General features: G+C 38.5%; 20 protein-coding genes. 9 read left to right on the forward strand and 11 right to left on the reverse strand.

The window, feature by feature from the left end:
• Positions 1-13: 13 nt before the first annotated feature.
• From bamA to GILLI_RS13350, 5 genes are all read right to left on the reverse strand, one after another.
• Positions 14-2,725, reverse strand: coding sequence for an outer membrane protein assembly factor BamA (bamA, locus tag GILLI_RS13330; RefSeq protein WP_040506655.1), 2,712 nt, complete (start codon positions 2,723-2,725; stop codon positions 14-16).
• On the reverse strand, positions 2,658-3,395 hold the full coding sequence (locus tag GILLI_RS13335) for an undecaprenyl pyrophosphate synthase (RefSeq protein ID WP_006989644.1): 738 nt from the start codon (positions 3,393-3,395) through the stop codon (positions 2,658-2,660). Before GILLI_RS13335 ends, bamA begins: the two co-directional genes overlap by 68 nt.
• A 1-nt stretch (position 3,396) precedes the next feature.
• A complete protein-coding gene (porG, locus tag GILLI_RS13340; RefSeq protein WP_006989645.1) occupies positions 3,397-4,110 on the reverse strand; it encodes a type IX secretion system protein PorG in 714 nt (237 codons plus the stop codon).
• A 100-nt stretch (positions 4,111-4,210) separates the two neighbouring features.
• On the reverse strand, positions 4,211-5,095 hold the full coding sequence (locus tag GILLI_RS13345) for an NAD kinase (RefSeq protein WP_006989646.1): 885 nt from the start codon (positions 5,093-5,095) through the stop codon (positions 4,211-4,213).
• Positions 5,096-5,097: 2 nt separating this feature from the next.
• Positions 5,098-5,754 carry a CBS domain-containing protein gene (locus GILLI_RS13350; RefSeq protein WP_006989647.1) on the reverse strand — a complete coding sequence of 219 codons (657 nt, stop codon included), beginning with the start codon at positions 5,752-5,754 and terminating at the stop codon, positions 5,098-5,100.
• A 91-nt stretch (positions 5,755-5,845) separates the two neighbouring features.
• Here GILLI_RS13350 and GILLI_RS13355 point away from each other — a divergent pair, with 91 nt between their 5' ends.
• The 8 genes from GILLI_RS13355 (at position 5,846) to clpX (ending at position 14,210) form a co-directional block, all read left to right on the forward strand.
• On the forward strand, positions 5,846-6,562 hold the full coding sequence (locus tag GILLI_RS13355) for a pyridoxine 5'-phosphate synthase (protein ID WP_006989648.1): 717 nt from the start codon (positions 5,846-5,848) through the stop codon (positions 6,560-6,562).
• Positions 6,559-7,326 (forward strand): alpha/beta fold hydrolase, encoded by a 768-nt coding sequence (locus tag GILLI_RS13360; RefSeq protein ID WP_006989649.1) that lies wholly within the window; start codon positions 6,559-6,561, stop codon positions 7,324-7,326. The genes GILLI_RS13355 and GILLI_RS13360 overlap by 4 nt, the downstream gene beginning before the upstream one ends.
• 114 nt (positions 7,327-7,440) lie before the next feature.
• Positions 7,441-8,691, forward strand: a complete 1,251-nt coding sequence (locus GILLI_RS13365) for an OmpP1/FadL family transporter (protein ID WP_006989650.1) — start codon at positions 7,441-7,443, stop codon at positions 8,689-8,691.
• 18 nt (positions 8,692-8,709) lie between these two features.
• Positions 8,710-10,275 (forward strand): SGNH/GDSL hydrolase family protein, encoded by a 1,566-nt coding sequence (locus GILLI_RS13370; RefSeq protein ID WP_006989651.1) that lies wholly within the window; start codon positions 8,710-8,712, stop codon positions 10,273-10,275.
• A 111-nt stretch (positions 10,276-10,386) separates the two neighbouring features.
• Positions 10,387-10,728, forward strand: a complete 342-nt coding sequence (locus tag GILLI_RS13375; protein WP_006989652.1) for a phage holin family protein — start codon at positions 10,387-10,389, stop codon at positions 10,726-10,728.
• Between the two features lie 86 nt (positions 10,729-10,814).
• Positions 10,815-12,137: a trigger factor gene (tig, locus tag GILLI_RS13380; protein ID WP_006989653.1), complete on the forward strand. Its 1,323-nt coding sequence runs from the start codon at positions 10,815-10,817 to the stop codon at positions 12,135-12,137.
• Positions 12,138-12,224: 87 nt separating this feature from the next.
• Complete coding sequence (gene clpP / locus GILLI_RS13385; protein WP_006989654.1) at positions 12,225-12,905, forward strand: ATP-dependent Clp endopeptidase proteolytic subunit ClpP; 681 nt, start codon at positions 12,225-12,227, stop codon at positions 12,903-12,905.
• A gap of 72 nt (positions 12,906-12,977) precedes the next feature.
• Positions 12,978-14,210, forward strand: coding sequence for an ATP-dependent Clp protease ATP-binding subunit ClpX (gene clpX / locus GILLI_RS13390; protein ID WP_006989655.1), 1,233 nt, complete (start codon positions 12,978-12,980; stop codon positions 14,208-14,210).
• Between the two features lie 67 nt (positions 14,211-14,277).
• On the opposite strand, the gene GILLI_RS13395 is transcribed toward clpX, so the two are convergent.
• Positions 14,278-15,756 carry an SLC13 family permease gene (locus tag GILLI_RS13395; RefSeq protein WP_006989656.1) on the reverse strand — a complete coding sequence of 493 codons (1,479 nt, stop codon included), beginning with the start codon at positions 15,754-15,756 and terminating at the stop codon, positions 14,278-14,280.
• Between the two features lie 148 nt (positions 15,757-15,904).
• On the opposite strand from GILLI_RS13395, the gene GILLI_RS13400 reads away from it, so the two are divergent.
• On the forward strand, positions 15,905-16,363 hold the full coding sequence (locus tag GILLI_RS13400; protein WP_006989657.1) for an SRPBCC domain-containing protein: 459 nt from the start codon (positions 15,905-15,907) through the stop codon (positions 16,361-16,363).
• A 107-nt stretch (positions 16,364-16,470) separates the two neighbouring features.
• On the opposite strand, the gene groL is transcribed toward GILLI_RS13400, so the two are convergent.
• The 5 genes from groL to GILLI_RS13425 form a co-directional block, all read right to left on the reverse strand.
• Positions 16,471-18,108 carry a chaperonin GroEL gene (gene groL, locus GILLI_RS13405; RefSeq protein WP_006989658.1) on the reverse strand — a complete coding sequence of 546 codons (1,638 nt, stop codon included), beginning with the start codon at positions 18,106-18,108 and terminating at the stop codon, positions 16,471-16,473.
• A gap of 134 nt (positions 18,109-18,242) precedes the next feature.
• On the reverse strand, positions 18,243-18,518 hold the full coding sequence (locus tag GILLI_RS13410; protein WP_006989659.1) for a co-chaperone GroES: 276 nt from the start codon (positions 18,516-18,518) through the stop codon (positions 18,243-18,245).
• Positions 18,519-18,666: 148 nt separating this feature from the next.
• Positions 18,667-19,011: a preprotein translocase subunit SecG gene (secG, locus tag GILLI_RS13415; RefSeq protein WP_006989660.1), complete on the reverse strand. Its 345-nt coding sequence runs from the start codon at positions 19,009-19,011 to the stop codon at positions 18,667-18,669.
• Positions 19,008-19,883 carry a hypothetical protein gene (locus GILLI_RS13420; protein ID WP_006989661.1) on the reverse strand — a complete coding sequence of 292 codons (876 nt, stop codon included), beginning with the start codon at positions 19,881-19,883 and terminating at the stop codon, positions 19,008-19,010. Before GILLI_RS13420 ends, secG begins: the two co-directional genes overlap by 4 nt.
• Positions 19,884-20,387 (reverse strand): LptE family protein, encoded by a 504-nt coding sequence (locus GILLI_RS13425; protein WP_006989662.1) that lies wholly within the window; start codon positions 20,385-20,387, stop codon positions 19,884-19,886.
• Between the last annotated feature and the right edge of the window lie 12 nt (positions 20,388-20,399).

Below are 20,399 nucleotides of genomic sequence, written 5' to 3' on the forward strand. Positions count from 1 at the left end.
AATCGTGCCAAAACTAAAATTGCTGTCCAATTATAAAATGGGTTTCCCAACCATTAGGTCCTGTTTGGCCAGGAACAGGGTCGAAACCGTATCCAAAGTCGATTCCAAGCAATCCAAATTGAGGCATAAATATACGTAGTCCTGCCCCGGCAGATCTGCTTAACTGGAACGGATTAAAGTCTCTGAAATTATCATAAGACGCCCCTGCTTCAATAAAGGTTAAGGCATAAATAGATGCCATTGGCTTTAAGGTAATAGGGAATCTTAATTCTAAGGAATATTTATTGAAAATTGTCGCTCCATCTTCATCACTTGCTGCGCTTAAACTTGTTCTGTCCAAAGGAATCACAGATTGATTTGGATATCCTCTTAACGCGATGGTTTCTCTTCCGTCCAGGCTAAAAGCACCAAGACCATCCCCACCAAGGTAAAAACGTTCAAAAGGAGGAATTCCTCTGTCGTTGTTATAGGCTCCTAAAAATCCATATTCAACCCCAGATTTTAAAACAAGGTTTTTACTGGGGCTAAAGCTGAATAAAGTGGTATACCAATCTGCTTTAAATTTAATCTTGTAAAATTCCAGCCAATTAAATTTTTCCTGGTCGATTTTGGAGGGATCCCCAATTGGGGTTTCTTCTGGTCTTAATCTGGTTCCGTCCCTGTTTATTAAGTTGCCATTTGCGTCCTCCAGCTGAAACTCTCTTTGATCGGCTAAATTGGCATAATCAACTCCATTCCATAGGGAATATGGGGGGGTGAATTTTGCTGTTACACTAAATTCAGATCCACCCGTAGGGAAGATTGGATTTATTCTTAAACTGTTTCTGCTAAGGCCCAGGGTGTAGGTTAGATTATTTGAAAACCCATCCCCAAAAGTAAATAATCCGGTGTTGTAGTTATTCAAATCATAGCGCTGAAATCCAACTGCCTGTGACAATGTAAAGAAATCATCCGGCCATTGTAATCTTTTTGCCAAACCTACATTCACTCCCAGGATATCAAAACTTCTGGATTTGTCTGCAGTTCTTGACCTGGGGTCAAATAAGAATTGTCTGGTATATGAAAATGAAGTAGATAAACTTACCGGTTTTTTTCCTCCAAGCCAGGGTTCTACAAAAGAAAGGCTATAAGTCTGGTAAAAAATACTGGCCTGCGCCCTTAGAGATAGTTTTTGACCGTCGCCCATAGGCAATGGTTTGTAAGCTTCTTTGTCAAATATTCCGGCAATGGAAAAGTTGTTAAAGGATAACCCAAGGGTACCAATAAAACCACCTCCACCATAACCACCCTGAAGTTCTATCTGGCTGGCTCCGGCCTCAACTACACCGTATTCGATGTCTAATGTACCACTGTTGGGATCTACATTTTTGAAATTCGGACTTATGGATTCGGCATCAAAAAATCCAAGTTGTCCAAGTTCCCGAATCGTTCTTATAACATCTTGCTGATTGTATTTTTGACCCGGTTTTGTTCTAAGTTCCCTGAAAATTACATGGTCTTTGGTTTTGTCATTCCCTACCACGCTTATTTCATTAAAGTAAGCTTCTTTTCCTTCAATAATCCTTATTTCAAAATCTATGGTATCAGTATAAACACGTGTTTCAACAGGATTTATTTGCGAGAATAAGTATCCATTATTTTTATAAAGGTTACTTAAATCCTGAGAATCCGGACTGGAATCGTCTTCTATTTGTTTTTTAAGCAATACTCCGTTATAAACATCTCCTTTATTAATTCCTAAAGCTCTGGACAATTGCTCATCTGTATAAACAGTATTTCCTATGAAATCAATATTTCCAATATAGTGCTTGTTTCCCTCTTCAAGTTTAATGTTAAGAGCAATAGTTTCAGGGTCTTTTATTATAAGTGTGTCCGAAATAATTCTGGCATCCCTGAAACCTTTTTCCTTATACTTGTTTATTATTTTGGTTTTATCTTCCTCAAAATCTTCTTCCACATACTTTGAACGTTTCCAAACCCTAAGGAAATTCTTTTCCTTGGTGTTTTTCATCGCGCTTTTCAATTTGGAATCGGAAAATTGCTCGTTTCCAATAAAATCGATTTCTTCAATTTTAACCTTTTCACCCTGATCTACATTTACCACCATGTTAATTCTTCCAACGCCAGCGGTGTCTACCACAGGGGAAGTATTAATTGACACTTTCGTGTTGAAGTATCCATCCTTTTTATATTTATTCTCAATATAATTTTTGGTGGTAGTGATAAGATTCTCGGTTACCTTAACCCCGGGGGTTAAGTTATTTTCCTTTATGAGTTCTTCCTGAGCAGATTTTTTCTTTATTCCCTGTAATCTGATTTCAGCCAGTTCAGGTACTTCTACAATCTCCAGTTCAAGATCTGCAACATCTCCTTCAATATTGGTGATGTAGATATTGATATCACTAAAAAGATCAAGATCCCATAATTTCTTAAGGACCTTGCTTATGCGGTCACCCGGAATGAATATTTCTTCTCCGGGTTTGAGCCCTGTGTAGGCAATCACGGTTTGTTCGTTATAACTTACTGTTCCGGTAACTTCTATATTTCCTATGGTATATTTTTTCCCTTCACCTAAAGGGAGATCCTGCGCCTGAAATGATAAAGTATACATAAAAAAACAGGCAAAAAGGGTGAACCACTTTATTGATATACCTGTACTAACTAATCTGCTCACTGGTTTTTCCAAATCTTCGTTCTCTGGTTTGATAATTATAAATGGCTTCATATAGATTTTCCCTTCGAAAATCCGGCCATAAGATATTTGTGAAATATAATTCCGCGTAGGCTATCTGCCACAGCAAAAAGTTGCTTATTCTTTGTTCTCCACTGGTTCTAATAAGCAAATCTACGTCTGGTAAATTTCGGGTGTAAAGATGCTGATTTATAATTGATTCATCAATAGCATCAGGGGATATTTCCTCATTTTTTACTTTTTTGCTTAGTTCCCTAACAACCTGTATCAATTCTTCTCTTGAGCCATAACTAAGTGCCAGGGTAAGAACCATCCGGGTATTATTTTTTGTTTTCTCAATTACTTCATGAAGCTCTTTTTGAGCTTTTTTAGGTAAATTTTCAAGGTTGCCAATGGCATTTAGCCGGATGTCATTTTTTGTTAGGGTTTTGATTTCTTTTTTTAAAGAAGAAACAAGCAATCGCATTAGGGTATCGACTTCCATTTTTGGCCGATTCCAGTTTTCAGTAGAGAAAGCATAAAGTGTAAGGTTCTTGATTCCCAATTCGGCACTGCCTTCAACTACATCTCGAACTGCCTGGGTTCCTTCTTCATGACCCAGGGCACGAAGAAGGCCTTTTTGTTTGGCCCACCGCCCATTCCCATCCATTATAATTGAAATGTGTTGGGGGAGATTTTTAAGATTGATTTTTTCTTTAAACATTCTAATTTAAATGACAATAACATGGTTTTTTTCCAAATGTAAACGTAAGGCTTATCCCGGAAAAAATGTACCAATCATTCGTATTCCTGTTTCCAAATTCTCTTGGTGGGTCTCGCCTTCCTAACAATTCAGAAGGGGTGCTCCCATCAATATTATCTGTAAAGGTGTACCGGGCACCAAATTCAATTCCGGCGATGACATTTTTTGAAAGGGTTTGTTTATAACCTAGTATTACTGGAACTGCGAATGCCCAGTTATCACCTTGAGGTTGAAGTGCGCCCGTAGGTGGGTTTGCACTTAAATAATGATGTTTTGAATTAAAATAGGTAATCCCTGTATAAATATATGGTGTGCTTTGTTGTTCTCCATCGGCTCTGGTTAAGTCAAAATCCCAGTAATTAAACTCTATACCCAGGGATGCTTCTGCTATATTGTTTGAAAAACTGTACCCCCTTTGTTGCCTTCTAACGTCGCTGGATTCGGAATCATCGGCATTAATTTCGGCATAAAGAAGTGATAATCTAAATGCATACCGCTCACTTGTATTCCACTTCGCCATTGCCCCTGCAACAAGGCTATTGGGATTTATGTAAGAGGTGCTACCAACATCACCAATATAATTTGCACCGCCAATAAAACCACCTACTTCGTAGGTTTGGGCAAAGGAAGATGTATAAAAAGCAAACATAAATAATAGTGATATAAGGTGCTTCATAAAGTTTAAAAAGTTTGCAAATATAACAATAATGTTTGCGCTATAACAAATTGAGCGTTTAGGTATACGCTTATAAACAGGTTTTGAAGGTTTTTATTGCTTAGTTTCTACGGTCTTCACCCCATAATAATTTTTGACGAAGTGTTTTCACGAAACTGTCTGAATGCAGTTCTACCATATGGATTTTAAAAGGCGCCTTGGTAATGGTAATTATTGTTTTGTTATTAAGAGAAGCCAGGCGGGAGTCCATAGAAGCAAGATAAAAATCCTCTCTTCCTGAAACTTTTAATGTGATTGTAGTGTCGTCTTTAATTATCAAGGGCCGTGCATTGAGGTTATGAGGTGCTATTGGAGTAATCGCTAAAGCATCTGTATTTGGCATAATTACGGGCCCGCCACAACTAAGGGAATAGCCTGTGGATCCAGTAGGGGTGGAAATAATTAATCCATCTGCCCAATAGGAAGTTAGGTAGTTACCATTTAACCAGGTTTCTATGGTGATCATGGAGGTGGTGTTTTTTCGGCTTACGGCAATCTCATTTAGGGCGAAATTGGTGTATTTGATCTCATCGTTTTCAGGATCTGTTTTAATGGAAAGGACTGTTCTCTCAGATATAGAATATTTTTTATTCAGAATGGTTGAAATTGTTTGTTTAATCTCCTCTTTCTGAATTGTAGCTAAAAAGCCAAGCCTCCCGGTATTGATTCCTAAAATTGGAATTTTCAGGTCCCGGATGAAATTGATGGATTTTAGAATGGTTCCATCTCCGCCTATACTAAAAAACAAATCGTAGGAAGCATCAAGTTCATCAAAAGTGCTGAAGTGATTATATTCCTTTGTAACTGTTTTATTAAGATGAATAAGGTTCAAAAAATTTTTTTCTATAAAAATCTCAATATTATCCTGTTCCAGAGCGAGTAAGAGCTCCTCTATATATTTTCCTGAATCGGAATGATAAAACTGACCATAGATGCCTACTTTCATGCTTAAATTTTAAGGTATTTGTCCAGGTATTCTGAACGATCGTCAATACTTTGATTGAAACTATCTTCCTGATGTTCGGAAATTACAGTGTAACCATATCTTCTTAATGTTTGGAGTATTTCATTTAAGCCGGTAGAGCTCAGTTTCGCAGTTATTTGGGTAAGCCCTTCGGTTTTTCCAGAAATAAAGAGACCAAAAAGAACCGCGTTATGGGATTCTATTATTTGGGCAATTTCGCTAAAAGAATAATCCTTGGATCCTTTTTCAAATACAATGATACCTCCCGGTTCACTTAGAAATGGGGTTTTGTTAAAATTATTGATAATATCGGCCAGCTCCAAATATCCTAAATATTTGTTGTCAAGGCTTAAAACCGGGAGGATGTTGGTTTGATTTCGCGCAAAAACATCCAGGGTTTCCAGCCAGTAAACGGTGTTTCTTACAAAAAATCCTTCCAGGGCATATTGATGCTCGCCCAGTGTTTTATCTGCTTCAAACGTAAGTAAGTCATTTACTGATAAAGAGCCTAGATAAATCCCATCTTTACCCATTGGAATATGGGTGTAATTTAAATCTTTCAGCAATTTTTGAAGATCCCCTATTGTTTCTTCAGGATTCCGAATTTCAATATCGTTGATTATATAATTTTCAAGGCTCATAATTCAGCTTCGTTTTTTTGCAAATTAATTAAAATAAAGATCAATTAGGCATCCTCATCTTTGTATTTTTGTTAATCGAAAGCATAAAATTATGACTCAATTAAGCGTAAATATCAATAAAATAGCCACTTTACGGAACGCCAGGGGTGGAGACGTCCCAAATCTTCTACAATTTGCCAAAGATATTGAAATCTTTGGAGCTCAGGGGATAACGGTGCACCCAAGACCGGATGAAAGGCATATAAGGTATCAGGATGTGCTGGATTTAAAAACAGTTCTAACTACCGAATTCAATATTGAAGGAAACCCAATCAATAAATTTATAGACCTGGTTTTAAAAACGCAGCCGGAGCAGGTGACTTTAGTGCCAGATGCTATAGATGCTATTACATCCAATGCGGGATGGGATACTATTACCCACAAGGATTTTTTGAAAGAAGTGATCACTGAATTTAAAAGAAATAAAATTCGAACCTCCATCTTTGTAGATCCAAACACTAAAATGGTTAAAAATGCCCATGCCACCGGAGCGGATAGGATTGAGCTTTATACCGAGGAGTATGCCAAACGCTATGCAATGGGAGATAAAAATGCTGTGGAAATCTATGCCGATTGTGCCAGGATTGCTGCAGAGATGGGATTAGGAGTAAATGCAGGTCACGACCTTTCTCTGGAAAATATTGGGTATTTTAAAGAAAAGGTACCTGGGCTACTGGAAGTTTCCATTGGCCATGCCTTAATTACCGAAGCGCTATACCTTGGGCTCGAAACCACTATTAAAAAATATTTAAAATTTTTAAAAGAATGATCAATTTACATTCGGCCATTCTCGGCGAAGGAAAACCTCTTTTGATTCTTCACGGCTTTTTAGGAATGGGTGATAACTGGAAAACCCTTGGCAACAAATTTGCCGAAGCCGGTTTTCAGGTTCATCTGCTAGATCTTAGAAACCATGGAAGAAGCCCACATCACGATGAGATGAATTATGAAGTCATGGCTAATGATATCAACGAATATTGTACCCTGAACAACCTAAAAAATATTTTTCTGTTAGGGCATTCTATGGGAGGAAAAGTGGCAATGCAGGCAGCTGGAACATTTCCGGATTTGGTTGAAAAACTAATTATTGTTGATATAAGTCCTAAATACTATACTCCCCACCATCAACAAATCATGGAGGGTCTGGCTACCTTGGATAAAGCGAAACTCACTTCACGAAGTGAGGCGGAAGAGCTGCTGGAGCGCTTTATAAAGGATGATGGTACCCGGTTATTTCTTCTGAAAAATCTATATTGGAAAACAAAGGGAAAGTTAGCGTTACGATTGAATCTTGAAGTATTGAATGATAAGATTGAAGAAGTGGGCAAAGCATTGCCGGCTGAAATCAATTTTGAAAAACCTACCTTGTTTATTAAAGGTGAAAAATCCGGTTATATCACCAAAGATGATGAAGATCTGATCCTTGGTCATTTTCCCAATACTGAAATTGTTTCCATCCCAGGAGCAGGGCATTGGGTGCATGCCGAAAAGATGCCTGAGTTTTATTCAGAAGTCATGCGATTTATGGAATAGCAGCATCAATTTATTATGTATGCATAATAAAATGTCCGTATTTCTTGCGAGATATGGATTTTATGGTAATTTTGGGCTCTACATTTTATTAAAAAAATATAACCTGAATTTATTATGAAAAAACTTTTATTACTAACGGTATTTACGTTAGCTACTGCGGTGACTTATGCCGGAGGTTACCGGGTGAGTTTACAGGGGCAGCGTGCGTTGGGTATGGGACATACCGGAGTTGCAGTGGTAAACAGTGCGGAGTTAGGCTTTTTTAACCCATCGGGCCTGGTTTATCTTGAAAACAAATTGAATATATCGGCCGGAGTAAGTGCCGTATTTTCTGATACAGTTTGGCAAAACGATGAATTTGGGCAAATGGCCCGAACGGATAGTCCTGTAGGAACTCCATTTTATTTGTATGCCTCCTATAAGGTTACCGATTGGCTGGCGCTGGGATTAAGTGCTTATACTCCCTACGGAAGTTCTGTAGCCTGGGAAGATGATTGGGCCGGATCTCATTTAGTGAACAACATCGAATTACAGGCCATCTATGTGCAGGCCCTTGCCTCTGTTAAGCTTTCAAAATATTTAAGCGTAGGTGGAGGACCCATTTATGTAAATGGAAGCGTTAACTTCAATAGGAATTTAAACCGAACTTTAACCGATATTGATGGAAACAGAAGTAATGTTACCGTAGATGCTAGTGGAGTAGCTGCCTGGGGATGGTCTGCGGGAGCAATGTTTACTGCTACCGAGAAATTACGAGTTGGTTTCAACTATCGTTCAGAAATTATAATTGAGGCCGAAGATGGGGATGCTATTTTTAACAACATTCCTAATTCTCCTTTAACCCCCTTTGCAAACACAAATTTTGATGCTTCCTTGCCGCTTCCGGCAGAATTAGCCGTAGGTCTATCATACCAATTCCTTGATAAATGGTTGTTTGCATTTGACTATAACCAAACTTTGTGGAGCGTTTACGAATCTCTGGATCTGGATTTTGAAAACCCCGGTATCCCTGATTCTGAAAATGCCAGAAACTATAAAAACTCCTCTGTTTATAGATTTGGTTTGCAGTTTGAAGCAACCGACAGATTTACCCTTAGAGGAGGTTACTACTTTGATGAATCTCCCGTTCAATCTGGGTACTTCGCACCAGAAACGCCGCGTAATGATTCCAATAATTTTACAGGAGGAATTTCTTTTAACGTAAACGACCGGTTTGCTATTGATGCGGCTGTTCTTTATTCAAGATTTGATGAAATAGAAGCTTCCTATGATTTTTACTTTGAGAATGGGCAAGCTGCTCCTTTTGAAGGGATTTATAAAAACAGTGCAATTACTCTGGGATTAGGAGTTAGTTATAAATTATAATTTACGAAGTTGATACACATGAAAAACTATATAAAATTTTTACCGTTTTTGGCAATGGGCTTTTTATCCTGTGAGCCGGAGTTAGATAATCCAATAGACGAAGCTGATTTTTATACAGCTGGAGAAGCAGATTTTTCAAATTATGTTGCTCTTGGAAATTCACTTACCGCTGGTTATGCAGATGGAGCTCTGTACATAACGGGTCAGGAAAATTCCTATCCTAATATCATGGCACAACAATTTGCCAAGGTTCAGGTTACCAATGATTTTACCCAGCCTTTAATGGCAGATAATGCCGGGGGACTACTTTTGGGAGGAACTCAAATACTATCAAACAGACGTGTGCTTGCAGTTGGTGCTAATGGAAATCCATCTCCGCAAATCTACTCAGGAATGCTGCCTACAACCGATATCACCAATGTACTGTCGGGTCCTTTTAATAATTTGGGGGTTCCGGGTGCAAAGAGTTATCATTTGGGATTCCAGGGATATGGAAATATAGCAGGAGTTCCCCTGGGAACAGCAAACCCTTATTTTGTGCGTTTTGCCTCCGCTCCACAAGCAACTGTTATTGAAGATGCTTTGGCTCAAAATCCTACCTTTTTCTCTCTTTGGATTGGAAATAATGATGTTTTAGGCTATGCTACCAATGGAGGAGCAGGAGTAGATCAAACCGGAAATTTAGACCCTGGTACATACGGCGCGAATGATATTACAGATCCTAACGTATTTGCTTCTGTTTATTCTTCAATGGTGACGGCCTTAATAACCAATGGGGCCGATGGGGTGCTTATGAATATTCCAGATGTAACGACGATTCCTTATTTTACAACTATTCCAAATAATGCGCTCGTGCTTGATACTGAAACAGCAGCAAATCTTACCGGATTTTTCCAGGCAGTAGCCGGAATTTTTGCCCAGGGGGCAATTCGGGACGGAGCTTCGCCTCAACAAGCGCAAGCTTTAGCTGCACAATACGCTATATCTTTTAGTGCCGGACCGAATCGCTTTTTAATCGACGTTCCGGTATCTCAAATGAATCCTCTAGGATTCAGGCAAATGACAGAAGAGGAATTGTTAGTGTTAACCATAAATCAGCAGGCCCTAACACAAGGTTATGGTTCTGTAGTGCTAACTCCTGAGGTTATGCAGGTTTTGGGACTTTTACAGCAAGGTGGGCAACCAACTCCAGAGCAGGCACAGCTTGTGCTTAATGCCGTTAGCGGTATCGATGATAAAGATGCTTTGGACAACGAAGAGATCGAGAATATTGCCGTAGCTACTGCAGCCTATAATGCTACTATTAAAGGCTTGGCTCAGGAGAAAGGATTGGCCTTTGTAGATATACGCGCGTTGATTAACCAACTGGCCAATGGTGGTATCGCTTTTGATGCAGGCACAATTAACGCTACGTTTGTAACCGGTGGTGCTTTTTCTTTAGATGGGGTCCATGCTACTCCTCGTGGATATGCTGCTATAGCCAATGCAATTTTGGAAAGTATCAATACAACCTATGGATCAACCGTCCCTAAGGTGAATATTGGAAACTACGGGACAGTTACTTTAAGCAATGATGTTCAATAACCCATTTAATGGGAGTTTTAAATGTATTAATTAAATCACAAAATGTAAAGCGCCGGAAATTCTCCGGCGTTTTTTTTGCATTTTTGTTGAAACAACCAAACCAATTAGAAAATGAACTTTATTATTCGAATACTATTAACTGCTGTGGCGGTATTTTTACTGGCAGAATTTCTTCCTGGTGTTTCTGTATCCGGATATGTAACAGCTATTATTGTGGCCCTTGTACTTGCGATTTTAAACCTGATTGTAAAGCCTATTTTGGTATTGCTTACACTCCCGGTTACCATTATAACCCTGGGATTATTCCTGCTTGTCATCAATGCTATTATTATTTTACTGGCAGATGCTTTTATTCCTGGTTTTGGAGTAGATGGATTCTGGATCGCTTTGCTTTTTAGCCTTTTGCTTTCTATTTTTCAATCCATCCTGTTTTCTTTGTTGGGATCAGATTAGGAGCTTGCTGAAATTCAGTGTTTTGATACTTTGTGAAAAGGCAAAAAATGTGTACTTTTGCACACCAATTTTTATAACAAGTTAAGATGAATATAACCAGAGAGAATATCGATGAATTGAATGCGGTTGTTAAAGTAGATATCGCAAAGGAAGACTATAGTGAAAAAGTTGATAAAATCTTAAAGGATTATCGGAAAAATGCCAATATTCCTGGTTTTAGAAAAGGCCAGGTTCCTATGGGGATGGTGAAAAAGCAATATGGTAAAGCCGTATTGGTAGACGAAGTGAATAAAATGTTGCAGGATGCCCTGAATAAATATTTAACCGAGGAAAAACTAGATGTTCTTGGAAATCCACTTCCTAAAGAACAGGAAAATTTTGACTGGGAGCAGGAAAACTATAGCTTTGAATTTGAATTGGGACTTTCTCCTCAGTTTGAAGTTAATTTTGAAACCAAAAAGCCTATCACGCACTACAAAATTGTAGCCGGCGAAGAAATGATCCAGAATCAAATCAAACATCTTCAAAAGCAATACGGGAAACTTATCTCTAAAGATGTTGCTGAAGAAGGAGATGTTGTTGCTGGAACTTTTAAAAATGAAGAAGAAGGAATAGATAACTCAACGTCTCTTCCTTTGGAAAAACTGAAAGGGAAAAAAAATCTAAATAAATTTGTTGGAGCGAAAGTAGGAGATACCATCAGCCTGAAAACAAAAGGACTTTTTGAAGATGACCATCAGTTGATAGAGTTTCTTAAGATTGATCACGATAAAGGGCACGATCTGGATATTGAGGTAGATTTCACAGTTTCTGAGATCAATAAACAGGAACTTGCAGAATTGAACCAGGAGTTTTTCGATAAACTTTTTGGAAAAGATGAGGTGAAGTCTGAAGTCGAACTTAAAGAAAAGATCAAAGAAGATGCGGCAAAACAATTCACGCAGCAGAGTGATCAGCAATTGTTGAATGATGTTACAGAATCTCTTATCGAAAATAATACATTTCAACTTCCTAAAGAATTCCTTCAGAAATGGATCCAAACCGTTGGTGAAAAACCTTTGACCGAAGATGAAGCTAAGGAAGAATATGATAAAAGCGAACAAGGTTTGCGTTTTCAGTTAATCGAAGGAAAACTTATCCGGGATAATGATCTTCAGGTGAAATTTGAAGACCTGAAAGCATTTGCAACTGCAAGAATAAAAGAGCAAATGGCTCAGTTTGGCCAAATGGACCCTTCAGAAAAAGAACTGGATGATATTGCAGCCAGAGTACTTTCAAATCAGGAAGAGGTAAAGCGTTTGTCAGAGCAATTACTCAACGAAAAACTCCTTGCTTTTTACAAGGAAAACATTAAAATGAAAGAAAAAGAAGTTACTTATGATGACTTTGTTAAAGAGATTTACAAATAGTCTTTCTTGATTTTTATACATATCTTTAAGGCGTTAAACCATTTGGGGTAACGCCTTATTTACTTAAAAAAAAGAATTTATACAGCTATGGATTACGGAAAAGAATTCGAGAAATATGCCATCAAGGAGAGAGGCATAAATAGCAATTATTACGAAAAAATAATCACTAGTGTTACTCCGCCAATGGGGATGACACCTAACATTATTGAAGAGCGGCAAATGAATGCTGTTGCAATGGATGTTTTTTCGCGCTTGATGATGGACAGGATCATCTTTTTAGGAACACAAATTAATGATCAAATCGCTAATATAATACAGGCGCAGTTGTTGTTTCTTGAAAGTACAGATTCTTCCAAGGATATTCAAATTTACATCAATTCACCGGGTGGTGGTGTGTACGCAGGAATGGGTATTTATGACACCATGCAGTTCATCAAGCCGGATGTTGCTACAATTTGTACAGGAATGGCGGCTTCTATGGGTGCAGTACTACTATGTGCAGGTGCAAAAGGCAAACGAAGCGGACTTCCGCATGCAAGAGTGATGATTCACCAGCCATTGGGCGGTGCACAAGGTCAGGCCAGCGATATCGAGATTACAGCCCGTGAAATTATGACCCTTAAAAAAGAGTTGTACGAGATTATCTCTAAGCATTCCGGCCAGCCGTATGATAAGTTGGTAGAAGACAGCGACAGGGATTTCTGGATGAAGGCAGATAAAGCCAAGGAATACGGAATGATTGATGAAGTTTTAACAAGAGACAAATAAATTATTTTTGTTTTTCTGTGGAATTCAGTATAATTCCACATCAGGAAAATTGAAAATTGAAAAGGATAACAAATGGCGAAAGATAGTTTAGAATGTTCCTTCTGCGGAAGGAAAAAACCGGAAACCAATCTACTGATTGCCGGGCTGGATGCGCATATTTGCGATAAGTGTATCGAGCAGGCGCATGGAATTGTTTTAGAGGAATCAAAACAGGGACAGGCAGGGGAGCTTTCAGCAGATTTGATGTTGAGCAAGCCAAAAAAAATAAAAGCGTTTTTAGATGATTACATCATAGGACAGGAAGATACCAAAAAGGTGATGTCTGTAGCGGTTTATAATCATTACAAAAGATTGTTGCAACCAAAGAGTGATGATGATATTGAAATTCAAAAAAGCAATATTATTATGGTTGGGGAAACCGGAACAGGGAAAACTCTCATGGCAAAAACCATCTCTAAAATGTTAAATGTTCCTCTTGCAATTGTAGATGCTACTGTGCTTACAGAAGCAGGATATGTAGGAGAAGATGTAGAAGGTATTTTGACGAAATTATTGCAGGCTGCCGATTATAATGTAGAGAAAGCCCAGCACGGAATTGTTTTTATAGATGAAATAGATAAAATAGCCCGTAAAAGTGATAACCCTTCTATCACCCGGGATGTTTCGGGAGAAGGTGTACAGCAGGCTCTTTTGAAACTATTAGAAGGAACGACGGTGAATGTTCCGCCAAAAGGAGGAAGAAAACACCCCGATCAAAAATTCATTGAAATCGATACGGAGAATATTTTGTTTATAGCAGGTGGTGCGTTTGATGGAATTGAACGCAATATCAGTAAAAGATTGAATATGCAGGCGGTAGGCTTTAGTGCTTCCAAAAGCGAGGATGATATTGAACGCACCAATTTGTTGAGGTATATCATTCCGAAGGATTTAAAAGATTATGGTTTGATCCCTGAAATAATAGGTCGTTTACCGGCACTAACTTATATGAATCCGCTGGACAAGGAAACCCTTAGGGCGATTTTAACCGAACCAAAAAATGCGATTATCAAACAATATCAGAAATTGTTTGAAATGGATAATATCAAATTCGAGATTACAGATGAAGCGCTGGATCATATTGTAACTCAGGCTATAGAATACAAACTGGGTGCGCGAGGATTAAGATCGCTTTGTGAAGCTATTTTAACCGATGCGATGTTTGAATTGCCAGAGAGCAATATCAAAAAGTTGAAGGTTACCCGGGAGTATGTAGAAGATAAATTGGATAAATCCGGAATTACGAAACTTAAAAAGGTTTCTTAAAAGAAGTATTTATAAGCAATACCAAAGCCATCCTATCTGGGATGGTTTTTTGTTTTTAAAAGAATTTCTATTTGGAAAATAGAAATTCTTCCGGGATAATTTTCGGGTTAAAATCCCAGATAAGCGGTAAAAGGTAGTATACCTCTAAAGTGATTAGAATAATAGAAATCAGGTTCATCCATATTCCCGATTTTATCATGTCGGGGATCCGCAGATGCCCGGATCCAAAAACAACCGCATTAGGTGGAGTTGCAACCGGTAGCATAAAGGCACATGAAGCGGCAAGGGTAGCACTTATCATTAACATAAAAGGATGCACTTCAAGGGCTAGTGCCATGGTGGCCAGTATAGGCAGTAACATCGCCGTTGTAGCTAGATTGGAAGTCACTTCGGTTAAAAAATTTACAGCAGTCACAAGAATTAAAATTATTAAGAAAAGAGGGAGATTTTCTAGGTTTACCAGTTGCTCCCCAATCCAGACGGCAAGGCCGCTATCTCCAAAGGCCTTTGCAAGGGCCATCCCACCGCCAAACAACAGGATTATTCCCCAGGGAATTTGTACTGCTTCTTCCCAGTTTATCAATCGATCTCCATTGATTCCTGCCGGAATTATAAACAAACATATCGCCGCTATAATTGCAATGATGGTATCGTCTAGAAAAGGAAAAAACGGCTGAAGTAAAAACGACCTGCTTATCCAGCAAAAGGCTGTCAATACAAAAACAATGAGAACCCGCTTTTCCTGTTTGCTAATTTTCCCCAAATCTTTTAAATGCCGATTGATCTCTTCTTTTCCTCCAGGGAATTTTGGCTGGTCAAATTTAAAAGCAAATCCCGTAAGGTATTTCCAGCAAATGATAAGTAGCACTATTGAAATAGGAAAGCCTATAATGATCCATTCTGTAAAACTGATCTCAATTCCATAGATTTCTTCTACAATTCCTGCGAATACAAGGTTTGGAGGAGTTCCAATTAAGGTAGCAATTCCTCCAATGGATGCGCTGTATGCAATGGCCAGCATAAGCGCTTTTCCGAAGAGTGCATTTTCATCTTTTTTTGTATCGGGATTGTTTTGTAGCTGACTTATAATCGCGGTTCCTATAGGCAACATCATCACCGATGTTGCTGTATTGGAGATCCACATAGACAGAAATGCGGTTGCCGACATAAATCCTAAAATGATCATTTTTATATCGCTTCCTATAAAATTTATTATAGAAAGGGCAATACGTTTATGGAGATTCCATTTTTCTATAGCTACAGCGAGCATAAAACCACCCAGATATAAAAAGACGTATTTATGGCCAAAGGCAGCCGTAGTGGTTTCAATACTTAGTGCGCCTGTGAGCGGAAATAAAATTATTGGTAACAATGCAGTAATAGCAATAGGAACTACTTCGGTAACCCACCAGAGTGCCATCCAGATGGTAACACAAAGCACATCAAAAGCAGCCTCTGGCATGGAATCTGGTTTGCCAATGATTTGCATTATTGTAAATAATAATGGTCCGGAAATCAAAATGAGGGATCTTAATGCCTTATTCATGTAATTGGAATTAATCTGAAACTCTGGCAAGATATTAAATTTATTAGTGCTGAGGGATCTGAATTAGAATTGTGATTACTGTTAAAATGATATTGGGATCGGGATTTTATCTTTTAAATAAATATCTTAGAGAGCCTAAAATTTAAATATGGACCAGTTAGAAATCAAAACGGCAATTCAAATTTCAAAATCTAAAGCCGAGGTCTTTGATGCCATCGTAAATCCAGAAAAAATGTCTAATTATTTTATTTCTGAAAGCACCGGAAATATGGCAGCTGGAAAATCCATTTCATGGAAATTTCCGGAGTTCGAAGGAGCGGTAGTCATAGAAGTAAAAAGGCTAATTCCTGATGAATTTATCTCTTTTGAATGGGAAGGAGCAAAGGCTAAGAAATTACTGGTAAGCATCAGTCTTACGGAAATGCCAGATAAAAGTACCCTGGTGAAAGTAACTGAAGGGAAAATGCCCAATGACAAAGCAGGAATTCAATGGTTTGGAGGCAATACCGAGGGTTGGGCGAATTTTCTTGGCTGCCTTAAGGCTTATCTGGAATATGGAATTAACCTGAGAGAAGGGGCATTTGAATTTAGAAGAGCAGAGGTGTGATTCCTGTAAAAAACTACCTTGATAAGGCAGCTAAAATTTTAAAATATTAAAAATCCCGCTCCATATAATGAAGCGGGATTTTTGAATTTAGCTGCAGGCATTGCCTACTACATCATTCCGGGCATTCCGCCACCCATTCCTCCAGGCATACCGCCACCGGAACTATCTTCTTTAATATCGATTAAAGCACATTCGGTGGTTAAGATCATTCCGGCTACAGAAGCTGCATTTTCAAGTGCGATTCTGGTAACTTTTTTTGGATCTATAATACCTGCTTTCATCATATCTACGTAAGTGTTGGTTTTTGCATCATAACCGAAGTTGTTTTTGCCTTCCAATACCTTATTGATCACAACAGAACCTTCACCACCTGCATTTTCAACAATGGTGCGTAATGGAGACTCAATAGCTTTATTCACGATTTGAATTCCGGTTTCTTCATCGGCATTTTCGCCTTTTAAAGATTCCAAAGCTTTCTTGGCGCGAACCAACGCAACACCACCTCCGGCAACAATGCCTTCTTCAATAGCTGCACGGGTTGCATTAAGAGCATCGTCTACACGGTCTTTTTTCTCCTTCATTTCAACTTCTGAAGCTGCACCTACATATAGTACGGCAACTCCACCTGCCAATTTAGCAAGTCGTTCCTGAAGTTTTTCTTTGTCATAGTCGGAAGTGGTAGATTCAATCTGAGATTTTATCTGGTTAACACGTTCTTTGATCGCGTTGTTATCTCCTCCTCCATTTACTATGGTTGTATTATCTTTATCGATAGCAATTTTCTCTGCATTACCAAGCATTTCCAGCGTAGCATTTTCCAGAGAGAAACCTCTTTCTTCAGAGATTACTGTACCTCCCGTTAAGATAGCAATATCCTCCAACATCGCCTTTCTGCGATCTCCAAATCCCGGAGCTTTTACAGCAGCGATTTTCAAAGAACCTCTTAATTTATTCACTACCAGTGTAGCAAGGGCCTCGCCATCTACATCCTCGGCTATAATCAATAATGGTTTTCCAGATTGTGCAACTGGCTCCAAAACTGGTAATAGATCTTTCATTGAAGAGATCTTTTTGTCATACAATAAGATGTATGGATCTTCAAGATCTGAAGTCATTTTCTCACTGTTGGTAACAAAGTATGGAGAAAGATATCCACGATCAAACTGCATTCCTTCAACAACATCTACATGAGTTTCAGTTCCTTTAGCTTCTTCAACGGTGATAACCCCATCTTTTCCAACTTTAGAAAAAGCCTCGGCGATTAATTCCCCAATATGGTCATCATTATTTGCAGAAATAGAAGCTACCTGCTTTATTTTTTCAGAAGAGTTTCCAACTTCTTTGGTTTGTTTTGCAAGATTTTCGGTAAGAGCAAGAACTGCTTTATCGATTCCACGTTTCAAATCCATTGGATTTGCACCTGCAGCAACGTTTTTTAAACCTTCTTTTACAATTGCCTGCGCCAAAACAGTAGCAGTAGTAGTACCATCTCCGGCAAGGTCATTGGTTCTGGAAGCAACTTCCTTTACCATTTGAGCTCCCATGTTTTCCAACGGATCTTCCAACTCTATTTCTTTTGCAACGGTAACACCATCTTTGGTTACTGTTGGTGAGCCAAATGATTTGCTTATAACTACATTACGCCCTTTTGGACCTAATGTTACTTTTACAGCATTGGCCAATGCATCTACCCCGCGTTTAATTCCATCACGAGCTGCAATATTGTATTTTATATCTTTTGCCATTTTTTATACTTTTAATTTGTTTCTGAATGAGCCTAGCTCTTTCAGAAATGTTTGGTTAAATTTAAAATAGTTGATTTTTGTAATTTTGATTATGTCTGGAAAAATCCGTTCATAGAGCAATTACACGTGTGTGGTTATACGATAGCCAGGATGTCCTCTTCCCGCATAATAAGATAGTCTTTACCTTCCAGCTTGAGTTCAGTACCTGCATATTTTCCATAAAGCACTTCATCACCAACTTTTACGGTCATTTCGTGTTTTTTGGATCCTTTTCCAACCGCGACAACTTTACCTTTTTGAGGTTTTTCTTTAGCGGTTTCCGGGATGTAAATTCCCGAGGCAGTTTTTGTCTCGGCAGCAGCAGGCTCTATGAGTACCCTGTCTGAAAGTGGTTTAATTTTTAAAGCCATTTGTGTAATTTATTTTAGTTAATTAATTTCTTTTGTACGAAGCATGAAATGACCAAAAGTATGCCACTACCACAATACTGACATTATTAAATAAAAAATGCCAGCTTGTCATAAGCTGGCATTTAACCTTATATTGAATATGCTGGTCTTAGTTGTTATCTTCCCCGGGATTTTGAACGGGAGACTGTACAGGAGCAGGGACATTGGTTTCTAATGCAGGTTGACTATCAATAACTCTGGATTCAGATGGAGAATTTCCATCCATTATAGTTACGTTAGACAATAAGATCAATACCAGTAATAAAGTTGCAAGCGTCCAGGTGCTTTTGTCTAAAAAGTCGGTTGTTTTCTTAACTCCTCCCAATTGTTGACCGCCGCCACCTCCAAATGAGGAAGAAAGTCCGCCGCCTTTAGGATTTTGAACCATGATTACTACTACTAGTAAAAATGCTACAATAATTATTAATGCTAAAAAGATAGTGAATGTGCTCATTCTTGTAAATTGTTATTTTCTTGTAATTTCTTAATTGCCCTAATTTGGTCTGCAAAGAAACCACTTTTTTCGGGATTTTTCAAAATTAAAATTTTATAAGCCTGCAAAGCTTTTTTATAATTTTTTTGTTCCAGATACACCCGGGCCAGCGTCTCTGTCATCAAGGCTTCCGCAGGCACGCCTCTGTCTGCCGCAAGGTTGTTGGAAGTAGATGGGTTGTTGGGTTTTATCTTCGGGCTTTTAGATATAAAATCATCAATTAGATCAAATTTGCGTGATTTGGAATCTGAAATACTTTGGGTATTCTCATTTTCTCTCTCAATTGGTTGAGCTCTCGTTATCGCAAGCCATTCTGAAAAGGAATGTGTTTCGGAAGCATTAAAGTCCAGCGGACTTCCGGCTTCAGGAATTTCTTCTAAAATGTTTTCTTTCGGAATATCTTCTTCTAAAGGTTTCTGTGCCGGTCTTTCAAATAAGTTGGGATCCATAACCCTCTCAGATTCATTCTTCTTCATTTTGATGGCGTCATCAATCAAAATACTCTTGTTTCCAAAAACTTCCTGGGGTTCAAAAACAGTTATATCCCTCAAATTCTCCTCCTGTTTTTTGATTTGAAGCGCTACCTTATCCTGAATGAAATCCCGGGATGTGATAAATTCGAAAAGCACACTTCTATCGATGGTGTAGGCAGCAGTTTTTTTTAAGGCAGAATTATAATTGAGGCTATTTTGTGTGTACAGACCTTTTAGGTGGATTGCGTGTACCGCCTGGAAATAAGGGTGTTTATGAAGCACACTTTCCAGTCTTTCGGTATCTTCGCTGGATATGGAAGCCGAATTTTCAAATAAATATGTCAGTTCCTTTGCAGTCATTTACCAATTTGTAAGAGAAGCATTAAAAATATCCTGAGTGATCCTGCTGTAAATTTCATCCAGCGCTGTTTCCAGTACGGGGCCTGTTAATTGTGAATTTGCGGGATAATCATAATAAAATGAAAAGCGTCTTTCAAAATTCCGTGTAGGATCCAGTGAGTTGTAGAATCTAACATTTACAGAAATAGTGATCCTGTTTTGTGCTGCCGTATTTTGTGCTGTCGCTGTTATGGGAGCAATATAGTAATCTACTATTTCTCCTTCATAGATCAAATCCCCACCCGAATTTGTAAGGCTTAAATTTGTTTGGTTTAATATGAGATCTTGCAGTTCCAGGGTAAAAGTTCGTTCAATTCCCGGTTCTATAAGATTTGCCGCATTTTGAAAATAATTAACCTGAAACGTGGAAGCCCCTCCGGTATCTGCCCCTGTAAAGGAATAAATACCACAGGAGGTCATCGTTAAAAGGCTTATTGAGTAAATTATGATCTTTATTTTTTTCATCCAATGGCACCT

The organism is Gillisia limnaea DSM 15749, assembly GCF_000243235.1.
In the GTDB taxonomy this organism is placed as follows: Bacteria; Bacteroidota; Bacteroidia; order Flavobacteriales; family Flavobacteriaceae; genus Gillisia; species Gillisia limnaea.

What these genes read in the sequence shown, in the direction of transcription:
- GILLI_RS13350 (WP_006989647.1), bottom strand. Translation starts at nt 5,754, where the DNA reads ATGAGCCTTGAAAATTATATAATCAACGATATTGAAATTCGGAATCCT.
- bamA (WP_040506655.1), bottom strand. Translation starts at nt 2,725, where the DNA reads ATGAAGCCATTTATAATTATCAAACCAGAGAACGAAGATTTGGAAAAA.
- GILLI_RS13335 (WP_006989644.1), bottom strand. Translation starts at nt 3,395, where the DNA reads ATGTTTAAAGAAAAAATCAATCTTAAAAATCTCCCCCAACACATTTCA.
- GILLI_RS13365 (WP_006989650.1), top strand. Translation starts at nt 7,441, where the DNA reads ATGAAAAAACTTTTATTACTAACGGTATTTACGTTAGCTACTGCGGTG.
- GILLI_RS13425 (WP_006989662.1), bottom strand. Translation starts at nt 20,387, where the DNA reads ATGAAAAAAATAAAGATCATAATTTACTCAATAAGCCTTTTAACGATG.
- GILLI_RS13420 (WP_006989661.1), bottom strand. Translation starts at nt 19,883, where the DNA reads ATGACTGCAAAGGAACTGACATATTTATTTGAAAATTCGGCTTCCATA.
- GILLI_RS13410 (WP_006989659.1), bottom strand. Translation starts at nt 18,518, where the DNA reads ATGGCTTTAAAAATTAAACCACTTTCAGACAGGGTACTCATAGAGCCT.
- GILLI_RS13400 (WP_006989657.1), top strand. Translation starts at nt 15,905, where the DNA reads ATGGACCAGTTAGAAATCAAAACGGCAATTCAAATTTCAAAATCTAAA.
- GILLI_RS13345 (WP_006989646.1), bottom strand. Translation starts at nt 5,095, where the DNA reads ATGAAAGTAGGCATCTATGGTCAGTTTTATCATTCCGATTCAGGAAAA.
- tig (WP_006989653.1), top strand. Translation starts at nt 10,815, where the DNA reads ATGAATATAACCAGAGAGAATATCGATGAATTGAATGCGGTTGTTAAA.
- secG (WP_006989660.1), bottom strand. Translation starts at nt 19,011, where the DNA reads ATGAGCACATTCACTATCTTTTTAGCATTAATAATTATTGTAGCATTT.
- GILLI_RS13360 (WP_006989649.1), top strand. Translation starts at nt 6,559, where the DNA reads ATGATCAATTTACATTCGGCCATTCTCGGCGAAGGAAAACCTCTTTTG.
- GILLI_RS13375 (WP_006989652.1), top strand. Translation starts at nt 10,387, where the DNA reads ATGAACTTTATTATTCGAATACTATTAACTGCTGTGGCGGTATTTTTA.
- groL (WP_006989658.1), bottom strand. Translation starts at nt 18,108, where the DNA reads ATGGCAAAAGATATAAAATACAATATTGCAGCTCGTGATGGAATTAAA.
- GILLI_RS13395 (WP_006989656.1), bottom strand. Translation starts at nt 15,756, where the DNA reads ATGAATAAGGCATTAAGATCCCTCATTTTGATTTCCGGACCATTATTA.
- GILLI_RS13355 (WP_006989648.1), top strand. Translation starts at nt 5,846, where the DNA reads ATGACTCAATTAAGCGTAAATATCAATAAAATAGCCACTTTACGGAAC.
- clpP (WP_006989654.1), top strand. Translation starts at nt 12,225, where the DNA reads ATGGATTACGGAAAAGAATTCGAGAAATATGCCATCAAGGAGAGAGGC.
- porG (WP_006989645.1), bottom strand. Translation starts at nt 4,110, where the DNA reads ATGAAGCACCTTATATCACTATTATTTATGTTTGCTTTTTATACATCT.
- clpX (WP_006989655.1), top strand. Translation starts at nt 12,978, where the DNA reads ATGGCGAAAGATAGTTTAGAATGTTCCTTCTGCGGAAGGAAAAAACCG.
- GILLI_RS13370 (WP_006989651.1), top strand. Translation starts at nt 8,710, where the DNA reads ATGAAAAACTATATAAAATTTTTACCGTTTTTGGCAATGGGCTTTTTA.